This window comes from Legionella sp. PATHC032 (assembly GCF_026191185.1).
Classification (GTDB): Bacteria; Pseudomonadota; Gammaproteobacteria; order Legionellales; family Legionellaceae; genus Legionella.
Genome location: NZ_JAPHOV010000002.1, coordinates 35,502 through 50,157 on the forward strand (window position 1 = coordinate 35,502; position 14,656 = coordinate 50,157).

The window sequence follows — 14,656 nt, forward strand, 5'->3', positions numbered from 1 at the left end:
AAATAACCAAAATTACCTATAAATAAAGGACTTATAACGCATATTTTAATGATGCGAAAGGTGTGTCTCTGCTTTTAGAACTGGATGTTTTGTTTATTTATTGGGCGTTTGGTTTTTACTCTTTTATTCACTGCTTAAGTAGCGCATTACGATTGCGCGTTTGTGATTGATTCAATTAGTGATGTTGTATAGCATGCTACTTAATAGTTTAAAAAGAAGTTTTAAATGCAAAGACTTCCAATGCAGAAATAAAGGATTATAGCTCATGAACAGGTATTGATGATGTTAACCATCTTTGGAAGAGTCATCGACCATGATTTTTGGGTTAAATTATAGATATGGGATAAACATAAACTGAATTGATGTTTCTGTAATTTAACCCAATTAATTGAAACGAAGCCTATACAGCACACTTTTCATTACTTATGACTTTCCATATAACTCAGAGCTGCATCGGCCAAAAAGGAGGAACGATTTTTTATCGCATGGTTTTTGGCATACAGATCGATGAGGCTTAAAATGCGCTCTGGCATAGTGATATTAATGCGTTTTGCTTTACCCGATATTTGGCTTAAATCAATGTCAACAAATGCCCATACCCCGCCCTGAAACTCTTCATCATTAATCCATCGGTCAATTGTTGTACCAACTGGAAGAGGCTCATTATCTATTAATAATCCTTCCAAATGGCATTCAATTGCCTCAATTACGTTAGTTAAAGCTTCATCATAAGTGCTACCAGAAGAATAGCATCCAGGAATATCAGGGACAATTACACCAAAATCACTATGTTCGTCTTTATGTATTACTACAGGATATCTCATTTTATATCCTCCTTATTAATACCAGCTTGTTTAAAGATACTGGCCACTGTTTTTATAGGTAAATCTTTTTTAGGATGAGGTACTGTCACCCTACCCTTTTTGGTGGGATGTTTAAATTGGCAATGACTTCCTTTCTGATGACATTGCACCCAACCATCGCGTTCAATTATTTTTATTATTTCTGCGCTTTTCATATTTTATATTATACACACTATACACACATTTGCAAGAAAAGGCTTTCATATCACTAAATGAGACCTTGTGATATCTAATTAAGCATCAAAAGAATACTGGGAAATAACTTGATAGAATTTCATCTACTATGAGGTTAATACCCTTATCCCTCGATCTTATTAATAGATTACCATTTACAACTTGAAATAACTCATCTTGATTATCGTGCTTATGCCATTTAAGCTCGCCTTTAAATTTTACTTGTTTAATTTGCAAATCATTCGCCTCACCAACTATTTTAGGTGACCAATATTCACTGAACAAATCAAAAATTTCCTACAAGCAAACTTTAAATAATACAAATTAACTCTTAATTAAAACTACCTAATTCCTTTTCGAATAAAAATTGTATCAGTCAAGACTGTTTTTTTTAATTTTTTTTGTTATCATAATGAGGTGCTCACAAACAGTGACCAGCATATTTTCCTCTGTGGATAACCACACCCATTTTTCAGCCTTATTACAAATTGATAGCATAATTTTTTTATTAAACCCCTTGTCCTGTAAGGACTTATCAAAATATTTTGCATTGATTACTTATCCCCATTTTCTGTGGATAAGTCTGTGAATACACTGGGCTTATACTCTAAAATCCAGTACTTAGAGAGATGCTTGTTCTTTTAGCAAAGCGCAATAAAAAAGCATGAGAATTAGAGTTAAAATAGATCCCACTTAAGTATTAAAAGAGAGTTATTTTTTTATCCTTAATCCCCTTTCGAACTTAAAAATATATTATTCAATAACAACAGAAGCCAAGCTTTAACCAACACAAAATCAAGATCTTTTGCTCAACCAGGTCTCAATTTTGAAGCCCCTCTTCGGGGCACTAGACTACGCTGCAATTTGAGCCTGCTCTTTTTGCAAAGGCTCAACAAGATAATGAAATGCTTTTGCTGCCATATTAGTAGCTCGCATAATTTCCTTTTCATTTAATAGAGTTTTCCATGAGTTAACATAGGAGGCATGATTTTCAATATCACTTTTAATTTTAAAAAATGCACAAAGGAAAAATGCGCCAAATTCAGCAACTAACTCTTCTTCCGCCCTACCCTTTTCAGTTCCATAGGCTTTCAAACTTTCTCTATTTAAGCGATATTCCACACCAGTCCAGTGCGTTAATTCATGTAATAGAGTCGCCTCATAGGCAGCCTTATCAGTGAATTGCTCTCTGTGAGGCAACACAATAGTATCATTTACTGGTGTATAAAAAGCATGATTCCCAAAGTGGCTAATAGATGGCTTAATATAATTCAGCAACTGATTGCATTGGAACTGCTCGTTTTGACCCCCCTCCTTTTTAAACAAGGTAGTTTGTTCCAGATTAAAAACATAATAGGTTTTAAAAATAAAGGATGATTTTTTTTCAGACTCATTAGTTTTTTGATTAAGTTCTATCTGATCCTTTAAAGACCAAAAATAAATTTCTTCTGCTTTTGATCCATTAAGAACTTGTCCACCTCCCTTTTTAATTTGGTTGAACGTCAGCCATTGGTTGGATTTAAACCCCTTTTCCATTTGCGCAAAAAATAAAGAAAACAAGTTGCCACCCCGATAAATACCATTGATGCCTTGAGGTAACGCATTTAATCCCTCACCACTCCACTCTTTTTTCCATTGCAATAAACCCCCATGTTTCTCAATAATTGCAAACAAACGGCGAGCATTGAGTGCACAAAATTCCTGATATGATTTCATGATATCTCATCCTTTATCTATTTGTTCTTTAACGTGTCCTTGGCTAAATTGAGCAATGCGTTAAAGGTTACTGTAGACGATGGAATCCAGCTGATTTCTGGATATAAGCAGTTTTAAATGATTTGAAATAGACTTGTTTATTTTTAGAGCGATAAAAAAAGATTTGATACAATGGAAAGGTTTTGATAGATTCACATTAGTCATTTTCACTACTCCAATAGTGTTGATGATGAGTGATATTGAGCTGCTCCAACAGCTTGATATCACGACTTAAATACCCCTTTATTTTAACGCTAAGATTATGATTTTTCAATAAATTTTTCTTTTTGCACGTTGTTTTTTCTCATTTTTTTTCTTTGCATTTCTTGCGTTTTCTATTATTTTGTTGATGCTTCTGATTCCTAAACCCATCGCTTTCAAAACCAAATCAATGAGCGAAGCGAATTCCTTGTTAAAATGCAAAACAAACATTTAGTACTGTTGTTGCTTCGTCATCCATCCCCCATTCGCAATTTATTGTTTTAATGGAATAAAAAGACAATACAAGGTGGAACACAGTAGTAAAATGAAGAGTAGACCTTGTATTGTTTTTTTATGTAGTCAATATTCATAGCGAATAGGAGGATAGATGACGAAGATTACCATTTAAAATGGTGTTAGAGTGTCTTTTTACAAGTAGATTATTCAAAGTAGAAAGGGCTGGTCGTGTGTCGCGACCACACCCATTGGATTGACACAAAGCAAGTCCAACCTCGCTTGTTAAGCAAGATTATACAAATTTATGATTTGGTATCAATGTTATTATTAATATTTTTAAGAATGAGAAATATCTTACACACCATTCAGAATTTATATCCGTGACTCCATTCTGGAATTTGTTATGATAAAAAAACGAGGAGGCGGAATTGGAGCATCAGGCAAGATGGAAGCCACATGGATTGTGGCGTTCAATTCCCCCTCGACCAACTTTATTGTAAGGCTCAAATTTATTAAGCAAAAACTCGATTTTTCTTAAAAATTTAAAAATTTATACTTTAAGGATCCTACTCATTAAAGTGACGACGAGCATGTTCATACTCAGGAATATGAAGTCGTTTGATCATTTCCAGTACTTGGTCTTGTGGTATCTGTTGTTCTTCAAGCAAGGTGAGTAATAACATTAGCCCGCCATCTCCGAGATACCAAGACAGCTCTCCATCATTTATTATACCACCATATTGTTTATACACTAATTCCTCATTATATTGACAAGAACTTCCATTTGAGCCATAGCCAGCACGATGCGCCAAGCGAAGACCGTATGCCTCGTTTTTAGGTACAGATACAATCCATTCTACCCATCCCTCTTCTGGTTTCTGAATCAATCCACCACACGTGTCACAAATCCAAGTTTTCGATCTTTTTTCTAATGCATTACCATTTTTTGCAAAAATCCCTGACATAGTATTCCAATTCTTAAAGCCATTCATTATTGCAATAGCCTCTAAACAAGAAGAATGTGTAATATCATGATTTTTTTGGCCAAGAAAATCGCGTAAGATTTTTGCTTGTTTTTTAAATTCAATAAGAGAAGTCATATTTAATTCCTCAATAGTTATTTGCTGTTGCCAATGCCTACATTTTGGAAGCTAACCATTAAAGATCTAATTATGATTTAGGATAGCGTAGAAACTATTTACCGTCCCTTTAAAGGGTGTAGGCGGATAGGTCAGTTTCAAACCGAATTGAATTTTGCTACTAATTATGAATTTATGTCAACTTATATTTTGGACGGAGAAATTAATCTGTACTTTATAACCAAATGAAAGATGAGATGGAACAACAATATTGCAAAGTAAATTGCATCAGTGAATGGGGGAATTAGAAGGTATTGTGAATGAACTCTAATTTAGGTTGCCACAAATTATGGGATGTTTACATTTGTATCTGGCGATAAAATTAAATTCAACAAATCCAAATAATTCAGATTCCTGTTTAATATTTTTGGAAATTTTATCTGTTTAATTAATGATATCATTTCATTTGATATTATAATTACATGAGTTGTTAGGATAACCAAATAAATTAATTCCCTTCCCTATTTCTTAAGCTAAGAATTGTAATACCAATACTAGATCCTTTATGCTAATGGGAAAAATTCATTAACAAGGATGTTTATGAGGATATCAAAAATATTATGCTTAGGTTTATTTATTATCAGCTCAATAGCATTTGCAAAACCTGCTGAAACTATCCCGTCAATACAGGTTATAAATTATAAAAATGACTTGGCTTATATTATTACGGCAGGTCCTGAGGTTGTGCACGGTTCTAATTATGAAGAGGCCTGTAGTAAATTAGCATCATACGGATATACATGGAAAATTGTTCCACACAAAAGCGCCGACCCTGCATGTTACTCCCCAACAGATAACGTACTTATGGGAGCTAATACTTGGTACTGCGCCGATTCAACATTAGCATACTACAATACACCTTGGTGGCTCTGCAGTGAATCTTTTACCACTTGCCCTAATCCTACCTGGACTCGTTCTAACGATGGATTAAGCTGCTCAAGACCAAATTCAACTTGTACTGAAACTCCAGCTACGGTTTCTGAAGTAAAATTACTCGCAGCTATAGTTTATGGGGAAGCATCTGCTACTAATAGCACCTATGAGGAAAAAGCTGCAATTGCAAATGCTGTAGTTAGATATAAAAATTCTAATGGCTATCCTACTGTGAATCAATTAATTCTGGATAACCCAGCTTATTCAGCTGCAGCCTCTAATAAAGTAGTAAGATATCGTCAAGTGATGTGTTCTGATGTAGCTATCGAATATCCAGATCTATATAATGCTGCAATGAATGCTCTTGATCCTGAGGGTGTCGACTATGCAAATGGTGGATGCTTTTGGGATGGTAATGATTTAGTAACTAAAGGGGCAAAACATAGACATTATCGCAAAGGGTATAAATTTACAGATCCTACACATGATGTATTGTCAGTTGGAGATAGCGCCCCAGCAAATTTAACTGGTAAATTTGGTACCTATAATTACACTTTTGAATCAACTGCAGGATATGGTCAGACTGTATTTTGGAAGTTAACACAAGAATTCTTAACGGCGCAAAGGGGTAAACAATGTCACTAAATCAATTACATATTATTTTATTTGGAATGCTAATTTCTCAATTCGTATTGGCAGATGTACCTGTTGAAGTGATTGGATCTTGTAAAAATTCTAGAGCAGTTAACGCTTCAGTTACTTATACCAAAATAATTCCGCCAGCAGGAGTTGATGATTCCCCCGGATGTACCAATCACATAGAATCCACAGAAGGATCTTTTAATTACGGTGCAATAACATGTAATCATGAAAATTATCTGATTCTTAAGTCAGATCGCATCAATTTAAATACAGCTCAAAATCATTCAGTCAATCCTTCGATAACTCCTGGAAACCGTATAACACAATTATCAGATTGGTCAAAGATAGTATTCGATAATAATGAGTATCTTTGTATTGATGTTGAATTATCAGAATCTGGAGAAGGCGCTGATGTTTCACAATATTATATAGTTGAAAATGCTTTTAATACTTCTACACCAGTTCTCCATTTTTATTTTTTCAATAAAGACATTATGCCAATGACTGATGCTAACTAAATGAGAAATTTTTGGTAAGTGTATTGATTCGTTTGAATGTGAAAAACTTAAAAATTAGTTTCTATCAATACTCGTTTTCGTCATTACAAGCCGCCCACTTTTGCGAATAACTAATTAGTAAAGCGGACGGCAATTAAAGTATATTTGTCATTTTTAAAATAGTTGTCTTGCACCGTATATAGTTATAGTGATAAAAAGACCAAAGGATAATTTTAACCATCTATTGAAATGTCCCATATCCCACTATCAAACTATGGTACCTCTCCTTTTGAAAAACTGCTTGGCTATGTTCCGGAGATCTTAAATAATTGGTCTAATTTAGAAAATGCCTTTTTGCAGAGCAAAACTTTTGAACCTAATTTTTTAGAGCAGATAAGACGCGCTTTAGTATTTGATAATCTTTGCTACTATTATATAGCTAAGGCAGAACCTCCTGACCAACTACCAGAAGATATTCTGCTTACGGCCGCATTAAAATTTGCAAATAAATTTGCTATCGATCATAAAATAATCAATGAACAAGATATTGATGAGTTAAAGCAATGTTTCTTGACTAACGAAATCAGTGAATTAATATCTTATTGTTCTTTTATTACCGCATCACAACGTTTTGGATCTGTGTTAGGTCTACAGCCAGCTTTTAAATATGATCAAAAATGATGGTCAGCTATAAGAATCATTTCATCACAAAAAATGTTTTTCATTGCCTGTATTATTCGAATTGCTAGATTATTGGGATTTTATTGGTGTCATCTTGTGGTATACGCTAAATTGACACTGGGCAAAGTGAAAAATTATGTCAGAATAGAGCTTGATTTTTAATAAATTGACATAATCAATTTAAAATCTTAAACTTTATCCTGACGATTTTATAGAAATGGAGTTTTTATGTCTTCATCAGGTAAAACCATCGGATATGTTCGAGTAAGCTCTTTTGACCAAAACCCAGATCGCCAGCTGGAGGGAATTATTCTAGATAAAAAATTTATCGATCACATTTCCGGGAAAAGTATTAAACGACCGCAACTGGAAAAACTTCTCGACTATGTCCGTGATGGCGATGAAGTGGTCGTTCACAGCATGGACCGATTAGCCAGAAACCTGGATGATTTGAGGCAACTCGTAAAAAGCTTAACACAACGAGATGTGACTCTGCGTTTTATTAAAGAAAATTTGGTATTTAAAGGTGATGACTCACCCATGTCCAACTTGCTTTTATCTATTATGGGTGCCTTTGCTGAGTTTGAACGTGCATTAATTAGAGAGAGACAGCTTGAAGGTATTGCCATTGCTAAACAAAAAGGGAAATACAGAGGTAGGAAGCCCTCTTTAAATAAGGATCAGGCTGCAATTCTTCAAGAGCGAGCAAAGGCTGGCGAACAAAAGACTAGCTTAGCCAAAGAATTTGGAATCAGCAGAGAAACGCTCTATCAATACTTAAAAAACAATCAATAAGTAACTAATCAGAACTAACCACTATTTCAGTAACTGACGAAACCAGGAGAGCATTCACCGTATGATTTTGTGAAATATCTAAATTTATTATTGAGTTTTTGAGGATTAAATAATTCTCAGTAATGCTAAATAAATTTACTATTGACTCAGTGTGATTCAAACAACGCGGTAGAGAATATCCTAGCTCATCAGGTAGTAATTTTTAGCATACGTGTATAATTAACGTACACCATTAGATTATTCTCATGATTCAATAGATACTCATCAACTAAATTTAATTTTCTCAGTAATCAGACTTCACAATTTATTTTGACTTCGATCCAATTACACTCATTTCCATGGAATTAGAGAGTTTATTTTTATTTGTTTAGGTTATTTATAGATTTGACTAACGGTTGCTGTACTCCATAAAGAGAAATGGAGATTATAGTCATGATTAGACTTTCCTAATCAAAACAAGGTCGGACCAAGGCCTGACCTTGCTGCGTAGCGTGCTAACACCTTTAACATAATAACTTCTAAGCTGCCTGTACGGCAGTGAACTATATATATATAGCTCTTTTTGTCGTTGCTGAATATAAACTGATCCCCTTTGCCGACTGAAAATTGATCCCCCTACTATAGTTTTCTTCAGGAGAATGAATTCTGGAGGAGGGAATGATTCAATTAGAGGAGTCAAAAATGATTCATATTTTGTATAAGCAGGGATACAGTAAAAAAGCGATTGCTAGAAAATTGGGTATGTCGATAAATACTGTTCGAAAATATCTTAAAAGTGGTTCAGAGCCTTATTACAAAAGACGTGATAAAAAGCCATTAAAGCTTGACCCCTATAAAGCATATATTCAAAAAAGATTAAAAGATGCAACACCTCATTGGGTACCAGCTACTGTGATTTATCGAGAGATTAAATTGTTTGGTTATGATGGATGCAGCTCCCAATTAAGAGCATATATGCATACTTTAAGGTCAAAAAAAGAAGAGGTTATTGTTCGGTTTGAAACAGAGCCTGGACAGCAGATGCAGGTGGATTGGGCTCAATTCCGAAGAGGAAAGGATAGATTAAGTGCTTTTATTGCAACCATGGGATATTCCAGAGCATCTTATGTAGAGTTTGTCAGCGATGAAACCTTGGAAACGCTTATTGCATGCCATAAAAATGCATTCGAATATTTTGGTGGAGTTCCTTATACGATCCTATATGACAATATGAAAACAGTCATTATTGAACGAAATGGATATGGCCCAAGCCAACATCGATTTCAAGCTGGTTTTTGGGATTTTGCAAAACATACTGGATTTCGTCCTAAAGTGTGTCAACCTTATAGGGCACAAACAAAAGGTAAAGTTGAACGCTTTATTCATTATTTAAAATACAGTTTTTATTTTCCTTTAGTTGGGCAATTGAAGGCACTTGGCTTAAGTTTAGATAAAGAGACAGCCAATATGCATGTTTTAAAATGGCTAAATGAAATTGCTAATCAACGAGTACATGCTACAACAGGAGCAATTCCATTCGAACGACTTCTTGATGAACAAGCAAAACTACAACCATTGTCATCTACCTATTCTGGTAAATTATTTTCTCATTTGGAAAATAAGGAGGTTCACTATTTTGCCTTTCAATTATTAGACAACACTGCAATGCAACATGAATTGTCAATTTATCAGAAACTACTCGAGCGCACAGAGGAGGCTGCATGAATATTCAACATGAGCGTATTTTATCACTATGTGAACGCTTGAATTTATCAGGGATAGCGACAAATTACTCTTATTTAGCTCAAGAGGCAGCAACTCATAATCAAGGATTTAGTGATTTTTTAGAAAGTGTATTGACTGTGGAGTTACAGGAAAAACAATATCGAAGTCGAACCCTGCTCACTAAAATGGCTGGTTTTCCAATGATTAAAACAATAGATGATTTTGATTTTAAATTTGCTTCTGGTGTACCAAAAAATAAAATCCGAGAACTGACTTCTTTGGCTTTCATTGAACGACAGGAAAATATTTTATTACTTGGTCCTAGTGGATTAGGCAAGACTCATTTAGCGATTGCTCTGGGTTATTTAGCAGTTCAAGCAAACATTAAAACAAAATTTATTAGCGCAGCAGATTTGATGTTATTGCTTGAAACAGCTCATCGCCAAGGGCGATATAAAGATATTATGCGACGGGTTATTAATAATGCTCGACTGCTCATTATTGATGAAATTGGATATTTACCAATGAACCGAGATCAGGCAAATCATTTCTTCCAAGTTATTGCAAATCGCTATGAAAAAGGTTCTATTATTGCCACCTCCAATCTCGCTTTTGGTCAATGGGACAATACTTTCGCCGGCGATAAAGTATTAACAGCAGCTATGCTCGACAGGTTGCTCCATCATGCTCATGTCATTCAATGCAGAGGCGACAGTTATAGATTAAAAGACAAATTTAAGGCCGGTTTAATTCAAAATCAGAAGGAGGAGCAAAATAATATAACTGATTAATTTTTTTACCAGGGGGGATCAATTTTCATCTGGCAAAAGGATCAATTTTCAATCGGCATTGACATAGACTAACGCTATTGCAATTATCAATGGTTATTTCATGGTCAGTTTTAAGCGGCGGCATTTCAAAGATAATGTCATTTTAATGTTGGTTCGTTGGTATGTGGCTTATGCATTGAGCTATCTTGACATTGAGGAGCTGGCAGCAGAGCGAGGTTTAAAAGTCGACCACTCCAGTCAAATGAATTGACTATTTTTGAACAGTTCTATGGTCTCGCGGTATAAACTCGCCCAAAATAACTCCGTTCGTCATCTAAAAATATTTTTGCGACAGAACCTTTTTTTAAGTATAAATTATGTTCATTAGCTTGTACTTGAGCCAGTCGTTCAAACACATTGTGGTATTTGCTAGCCAATGCATAAAAGCGATTCAGTGTTTCCTCTTTCTTTTGCTCAAAAAGACATTTGATATGATTCTTTTCGATCGGAGAAAAAGCAGTAAACCCATTTTCAAGTAGAATGTCTCTCATACAACTTAATTTAAAACAATTGATTTTATAAAATTTGTTACGCGCGTATACCTCTTCTGGAAAAGTCATTTTTACTTTTTTCATCGGGTTAATTTGTGTAATTTGCTCATTAACAGAGTTTTTTAACTCAACTACTTGTTGATTATGTAAACACTTTATAAAATTGATTCTATTTAAAAAGAATATCTCACTGGATATTCCGACCGTATTTCTATTCACTATTGAACAATTTACGAGTGGTAAATCAAGTCCCACATAGTTTAGAAATAATAATGAAAATATATGTTCTATATATTCCTCAAATTTAGATTCCTTATTACTTTTAAAACAATCATGAATAAAGTTAAAATCAAGGCCCTTCCAGGGGATTTTTCCTTCATGCAGGTACCAAAAAATATAGTAAATATCATCCCATGGTTGTTTGTAATAGTTTTCTGCTACTTTATTTTGTAATTTACGGATTTCCTTAACCAAAGAATGTGTAATAACATAAGGCGTAAGTGGCTTTAAACAAACTGTTAGACCATTAAAGTGATGATCGCCCATAGCCAGAAGTTCAACATGTATCATAAGTTTTAGTTGAAATTAAATTATAATGTCTAATTATAGATCATTATGTGAGGTGGTCTAATAGATTTAGACACCCGAATTGCCTCATAAAAAATGTGGTTCTGTCGCAAAAATTATTGTGTATGAAAAGCGCAGGAATTTTGGGCGAGTTTACGCCGCAAGCCCATAGAACTACTCAAAAATAGTTTGATTAGCAGATTTTTGGTTCTGTCGCAAAAAGTTATGCGCCAAGGTAAAATCCTGGAATTTTGCACAGGAATGGTTAACGATGGTTAGTTTTAAGTGGCGTCATTTTAAGCAGGATATAATATTAATGCTGGTCAGATGGTACTTGTCCTATTCATTGAGTTATCGTGACGTTGAGGATCTGGCACTGGAACGGGGCCTGAAAGTAGATCATTCGACGATTAATAGGTGGGTTATCCGCTATGCCCCGCAGCTGGAAGAGGTTTTTCGCAAACGCTACAAACGCCCTGTAGGGATTTCCTGGAGGATGGACGAGACCTATATTAAGGTAAAAGGCCAGTGGGTCTATCTGTACAGGGCCGTTGACAAAGAAGGTCAAACCGTTGATTTCATGCTATCAGAAAAACGAGATGAGCCTGCTGCACGAGCATTTTTTGAGAAAGCGATTGGGTCAAGCGGCATTCCAGATAAAGTAACCATGGATAAAAGTGGCGCCAATAAAGCAGGTATCAATACCATCAACCTGCTTCTGGCGCTTTTATTTATGTTGGGCGGCGTGTTCACACAAATCAGCGTTCGCCAAATCAAATATCTGAATAATATTGTAGAGCAAGACCATCGATTTGTTAAAAAAATCACTAATCCTATGCGGGGATTTAAAGCGTTTCACTCTGCAGAGGCGACATTAGCTGGAATTGAACTGCACCATATGCTCCGGAAAGAGCAACATAAAAAATCTGCTAATCAAACTATTTTTGAGCAGTTCTATGGGCTTGCGGCGTAAACTCGCCCAAAATTCCTGCGCTTTTCATACACAATAATTTTTGCGACAGAACCAAATCGTGTACTATCATTATGGTACACCCTTGTGATAATTTTTACCCCATCTTGAACCCCTCTTGTGACTTTTCTAAGTCGATGTCAGTAGATTGTCAAAGTGAATGTCAGTAGAAAGTTGTTGTCATGTGATTTGTTATCTATCAAGCAGGCAAACTTAATTATTTGATGCAGGAACCCAACGATATAAAGTCGGCACCGAGATACCAAGATTTTGTGCAACATCTTTAGGGAGCGTACCAGAAGCTAGTAACTGTTTAGCCGATTCAATCTTACTTTGGGTCATTTTTCGTTTGCGACCACCAACTCGTCCTTTTGCTTTTGCTGCTGCTAAGCCCGCTTTCGTTCTCTCAGCCATTAACTCTCGTTCCATTTGTGCAAGGCTTGCCATAACGTGGAAAAAGAAACGACCTGCAGGGGTAGATGTATCAACATTATCGGTAATGCTTTTAAAATGGATTCCTTTCTTTTCTAATTGATTAACCAAATCAATTAATCCCTTAACTGTGCGGCCTAATCGGTCTAGCTTCCAAACAACCAGGGTGTCATTTTTTCTCAATACCTCAAGAGCCATAGCAAGTCCTGGGCGATTTGCTTTAGTTCCTGATATTTGATCTTGATAAAGCTTTTCACAACCAACATCTTTCAACGCTGAAAGTTGGAGATCCAAATTTTGATCAACTGTTGAAACACGTGCATAGCCTACAAGCATAGTCTACTCCAAAATCCATTCACCATGATCTTTAATTTCTTTATGCATCGCATCAGGCGCAAGATCGAGCTCGCCAGGCCAGCTAACAGCACCATAGTTGATAAAAGCTTGCTTGAAATAAACCTCATCTTTTAATACTTCAAACACGCCAGTTAAATGGGATGGCTTGAATCGAACGGTTCCCTCCAGGCCATCTTCAAATTTCACCTTCAGCAAAAGGTGTTGCTGTGGTTCTACTTTGGTTACATTCCAGTACATCGGTTTCTCCTAGCGTAGCGGTTCAATTTTATTAGGCATTTTCTTTTGGGTACATAGTTCCCAATCTGTTATTAATTCTGCCTGGTGTAATTCAGCCCAATCTAAAATCAGGTTTAAAGCCCGCCTTGGCAAGTTACCTTCCAACATCGTTAGTGACTTAATATCAATAATTCCCTGATATTCTCCATAAACAGCATGAAAATGGGGCGGCGCATGATCATTCCAAAACATTTGAATCAAAATACCGTAAAATGCACTAATCGTGGGCATCAACTTATTATCCTGTATTCTCAAAACTCATATGAAGTATACTGTAATGAGAAATCAATATCAAGAATGGTTATTGAGAATATGAGACTCCAGTAAACAAGGCAATTTAGTACGATTGATTTTTCTTGCTCAAAAACGAACGTTTGTGCAATGGTTCTATCGCAAAAATTATTGTGTATGAAAAGCGCAGGAATTTTGGGCGAGTTTACGCCGCAAGCCCATAGAACTGCTCAAAAATAGTTTGATTAGCAGATTTTTTATGTTGCTCTTTCCGGAGCATATGGTGCAGTTCAATTCCAGCTAATGTCGCCTCTGCAGAGTGAAACGCTTTAAATCCCCGCATAGGATTAGTGATTTTTTTAACAAATCGATGGTCTTGCTCTACAATATTATTCAGATATTTGATTTGGCGAACGCTGATTTGTGTGAACACGCCGCCCAACATAAATAAAAGCGCCAGAAGCAGGTTGATGGTATTGATACCTGCTTTATTGGCGCCACTTTTATCCATGGTTACTTTATCTGGAATGCCGCTTGACCCAATCGCTTTCTCAAAAAATGCTCGTGCAGCAGGCTCATCTCGTTTTTCTGATAGCATGAAATCAACGGTTTGACCTTCTTTGTCAACGGCCCTGTACAGATAGACCCACTGGCCTTTTACCTTAATATAGGTCTCGTCCATCCTCCAGGAAATCCCTACAGGGCGTTTGTAGCGTTTGCGAAAAACCTCTTCCAGCTGCGGGGCATAGCGGATAACCCACCTATTAATCGTCGAATGATCTACTTTCAGGCCCCGTTCCAGTGCCAGATCCTCAACGTCACGATAACTCAATGAATAGGACAAGTACCATCTGACCAGCATTAATATTATATCCTGCTTAAAATGACGCCACTTAAAACTAACCATCGTTAACCATTCCTGTGCAAAATTCCAGGATTTT

General features: G+C 35.8%; 18 protein-coding genes and 1 pseudogene. 9 read left to right on the plus strand and 10 right to left on the minus strand.

Annotated elements, in window-relative coordinates:
- Positions 1-419: 419 nt before the first annotated feature.
- The 4 genes from OQJ02_RS15260 to OQJ02_RS15275 form a co-directional block, all read right to left on the minus strand.
- Positions 420-824, minus strand: a complete 405-nt coding sequence (locus OQJ02_RS15260; RefSeq protein WP_011212624.1) for a type II toxin-antitoxin system HicB family antitoxin — start codon at positions 822-824, stop codon at positions 420-422.
- Positions 821-1,018, minus strand: a complete 198-nt coding sequence (locus tag OQJ02_RS15265; protein WP_011212625.1) for a type II toxin-antitoxin system HicA family toxin — start codon at positions 1,016-1,018, stop codon at positions 821-823. Before OQJ02_RS15265 ends, OQJ02_RS15260 begins: the two co-directional genes overlap by 4 nt.
- Before the next feature lie 871 nt (positions 1,019-1,889).
- Positions 1,890-2,753 (minus strand): ArdC family protein, encoded by an 864-nt coding sequence (locus tag OQJ02_RS15270; protein ID WP_052358007.1) that lies wholly within the window; start codon positions 2,751-2,753, stop codon positions 1,890-1,892.
- 309 nt (positions 2,754-3,062) lie between these two features.
- Entirely contained in the window at positions 3,063-3,224 is a 162-nt protein-coding gene (locus OQJ02_RS15275; RefSeq protein WP_011212628.1) for a hypothetical protein, read from the minus strand.
- A gap of 409 nt (positions 3,225-3,633) precedes the next feature.
- Between OQJ02_RS15275 and OQJ02_RS15280 the strand changes: the two genes are divergently transcribed.
- Positions 3,634-3,768: a hypothetical protein gene (locus OQJ02_RS15280; protein ID WP_257785841.1), complete on the plus strand. Its 135-nt coding sequence runs from the start codon at positions 3,634-3,636 to the stop codon at positions 3,766-3,768.
- Between the two features lie 28 nt (positions 3,769-3,796).
- Here the strand turns inward: OQJ02_RS15280 and OQJ02_RS15285 are convergent, their stop codons facing one another.
- Positions 3,797-4,330, minus strand: a complete 534-nt coding sequence (locus tag OQJ02_RS15285; protein ID WP_011212629.1) for a glyoxalase superfamily protein — start codon at positions 4,328-4,330, stop codon at positions 3,797-3,799.
- Between the two features lie 579 nt (positions 4,331-4,909).
- On the opposite strand from OQJ02_RS15285, the gene OQJ02_RS15290 reads away from it, so the two are divergent.
- From OQJ02_RS15290 to OQJ02_RS15320, 7 genes and pseudogenes are all read left to right on the plus strand, one after another.
- Positions 4,910-5,887: a hypothetical protein gene (locus OQJ02_RS15290; RefSeq protein WP_230305538.1), complete on the plus strand. Its 978-nt coding sequence runs from the start codon at positions 4,910-4,912 to the stop codon at positions 5,885-5,887.
- Positions 5,878-6,402, plus strand: a complete 525-nt coding sequence (locus OQJ02_RS15295) for a hypothetical protein (RefSeq protein ID WP_059411236.1) — start codon at positions 5,878-5,880, stop codon at positions 6,400-6,402. The genes OQJ02_RS15290 and OQJ02_RS15295 overlap by 10 nt, the downstream gene beginning before the upstream one ends.
- Before the next feature lie 228 nt (positions 6,403-6,630).
- Positions 6,631-7,062 (plus strand): hypothetical protein, encoded by a 432-nt coding sequence (locus OQJ02_RS15300; protein ID WP_059411230.1) that lies wholly within the window; start codon positions 6,631-6,633, stop codon positions 7,060-7,062.
- A gap of 228 nt (positions 7,063-7,290) precedes the next feature.
- Complete coding sequence (locus OQJ02_RS15305) at positions 7,291-7,857, plus strand: recombinase family protein (RefSeq protein ID WP_042236031.1); 567 nt, start codon at positions 7,291-7,293, stop codon at positions 7,855-7,857.
- Positions 7,858-8,538: 681 nt separating this feature from the next.
- Positions 8,539-9,561, plus strand: coding sequence for an IS21-like element ISLpn12 family transposase (gene istA / locus OQJ02_RS15310; protein ID WP_077383491.1), 1,023 nt, complete (start codon positions 8,539-8,541; stop codon positions 9,559-9,561).
- The gene (istB, locus tag OQJ02_RS15315) at positions 9,558-10,352 is read left to right on the plus strand and encodes an IS21-like element ISLpn12 family helper ATPase IstB (RefSeq protein ID WP_042236028.1); all 795 of its coding nucleotides are present in this window, start codon (positions 9,558-9,560) and stop codon (positions 10,350-10,352) included. The genes istA and istB overlap by 4 nt, the downstream gene beginning before the upstream one ends.
- A 100-nt stretch (positions 10,353-10,452) precedes the next feature.
- Positions 10,453-10,590 (plus strand): annotated as a pseudogene (locus OQJ02_RS15320) (IS6 family transposase); the annotation flags it as partial.
- A 28-nt stretch (positions 10,591-10,618) separates the two neighbouring features.
- Here the strand turns inward: OQJ02_RS15320 and OQJ02_RS15325 are convergent.
- Entirely contained in the window at positions 10,619-11,452 is an 834-nt protein-coding gene (locus OQJ02_RS15325) for a hypothetical protein (RefSeq protein WP_129902214.1), read from the minus strand.
- 268 nt (positions 11,453-11,720) lie between these two features.
- On the opposite strand from OQJ02_RS15325, the gene OQJ02_RS15330 reads away from it, so the two are divergent.
- Positions 11,721-12,422, plus strand: coding sequence for an IS6 family transposase (locus tag OQJ02_RS15330; RefSeq protein ID WP_059411224.1), 702 nt, complete (start codon positions 11,721-11,723; stop codon positions 12,420-12,422).
- Positions 12,423-12,632: 210 nt separating this feature from the next.
- Here the strand turns inward: OQJ02_RS15330 and OQJ02_RS15335 are convergent, their stop codons facing one another.
- The 4 genes from OQJ02_RS15335 to OQJ02_RS15350 all read right to left on the minus strand — a co-directional run bounded on the left by OQJ02_RS15335 (position 12,633) and on the right by OQJ02_RS15350 (position 14,622).
- Positions 12,633-13,187 (minus strand): recombinase family protein, encoded by a 555-nt coding sequence (locus tag OQJ02_RS15335; RefSeq protein WP_042238305.1) that lies wholly within the window; start codon positions 13,185-13,187, stop codon positions 12,633-12,635.
- 3 nt (positions 13,188-13,190) lie between these two features.
- Positions 13,191-13,445, minus strand: a complete 255-nt coding sequence (locus tag OQJ02_RS15340; RefSeq protein ID WP_042238308.1) for a DUF2442 domain-containing protein — start codon at positions 13,443-13,445, stop codon at positions 13,191-13,193.
- 9 nt (positions 13,446-13,454) lie between these two features.
- Positions 13,455-13,715 (minus strand): DUF4160 domain-containing protein, encoded by a 261-nt coding sequence (locus OQJ02_RS15345; protein ID WP_042238310.1) that lies wholly within the window; start codon positions 13,713-13,715, stop codon positions 13,455-13,457.
- Between the two features lie 205 nt (positions 13,716-13,920).
- A complete protein-coding gene (locus OQJ02_RS15350) occupies positions 13,921-14,622 on the minus strand; it encodes an IS6 family transposase (RefSeq protein ID WP_059411224.1) in 702 nt (233 codons plus the stop codon).
- Positions 14,623-14,656: the final 34 nt, after the last annotated feature.

What these genes read in the sequence shown, in the direction of transcription:
- OQJ02_RS15300 (WP_059411230.1), top strand. Translation starts at nt 6,631, where the DNA reads ATGTCCCATATCCCACTATCAAACTATGGTACCTCTCCTTTTGAAAAA.
- OQJ02_RS15350 (WP_059411224.1), bottom strand. Translation starts at nt 14,622, where the DNA reads ATGGTTAGTTTTAAGTGGCGTCATTTTAAGCAGGATATAATATTAATG.
- OQJ02_RS15275 (WP_011212628.1), bottom strand. Translation starts at nt 3,224, where the DNA reads ATGTTTGTTTTGCATTTTAACAAGGAATTCGCTTCGCTCATTGATTTG.
- istA (WP_077383491.1), top strand. Translation starts at nt 8,539, where the DNA reads ATGATTCATATTTTGTATAAGCAGGGATACAGTAAAAAAGCGATTGCT.
- OQJ02_RS15325 (WP_129902214.1), bottom strand. Translation starts at nt 11,452, where the DNA reads ATGATACATGTTGAACTTCTGGCTATGGGCGATCATCACTTTAATGGT.
- OQJ02_RS15330 (WP_059411224.1), top strand. Translation starts at nt 11,721, where the DNA reads ATGGTTAGTTTTAAGTGGCGTCATTTTAAGCAGGATATAATATTAATG.
- OQJ02_RS15305 (WP_042236031.1), top strand. Translation starts at nt 7,291, where the DNA reads ATGTCTTCATCAGGTAAAACCATCGGATATGTTCGAGTAAGCTCTTTT.
- OQJ02_RS15290 (WP_230305538.1), top strand. Translation starts at nt 4,910, where the DNA reads ATGAGGATATCAAAAATATTATGCTTAGGTTTATTTATTATCAGCTCA.
- OQJ02_RS15285 (WP_011212629.1), bottom strand. Translation starts at nt 4,330, where the DNA reads ATGACTTCTCTTATTGAATTTAAAAAACAAGCAAAAATCTTACGCGAT.
- OQJ02_RS15260 (WP_011212624.1), bottom strand. Translation starts at nt 824, where the DNA reads ATGAGATATCCTGTAGTAATACATAAAGACGAACATAGTGATTTTGGT.
- OQJ02_RS15335 (WP_042238305.1), bottom strand. Translation starts at nt 13,187, where the DNA reads ATGCTTGTAGGCTATGCACGTGTTTCAACAGTTGATCAAAATTTGGAT.
- OQJ02_RS15270 (WP_052358007.1), bottom strand. Translation starts at nt 2,753, where the DNA reads ATGAAATCATATCAGGAATTTTGTGCACTCAATGCTCGCCGTTTGTTT.
- OQJ02_RS15280 (WP_257785841.1), top strand. Translation starts at nt 3,634, where the DNA reads ATGATAAAAAAACGAGGAGGCGGAATTGGAGCATCAGGCAAGATGGAA.
- OQJ02_RS15345 (WP_042238310.1), bottom strand. Translation starts at nt 13,715, where the DNA reads ATGCCCACGATTAGTGCATTTTACGGTATTTTGATTCAAATGTTTTGG.
- OQJ02_RS15340 (WP_042238308.1), bottom strand. Translation starts at nt 13,445, where the DNA reads ATGTACTGGAATGTAACCAAAGTAGAACCACAGCAACACCTTTTGCTG.
- OQJ02_RS15265 (WP_011212625.1), bottom strand. Translation starts at nt 1,018, where the DNA reads ATGAAAAGCGCAGAAATAATAAAAATAATTGAACGCGATGGTTGGGTG.
- OQJ02_RS15295 (WP_059411236.1), top strand. Translation starts at nt 5,878, where the DNA reads ATGTCACTAAATCAATTACATATTATTTTATTTGGAATGCTAATTTCT.
- istB (WP_042236028.1), top strand. Translation starts at nt 9,558, where the DNA reads ATGAATATTCAACATGAGCGTATTTTATCACTATGTGAACGCTTGAAT.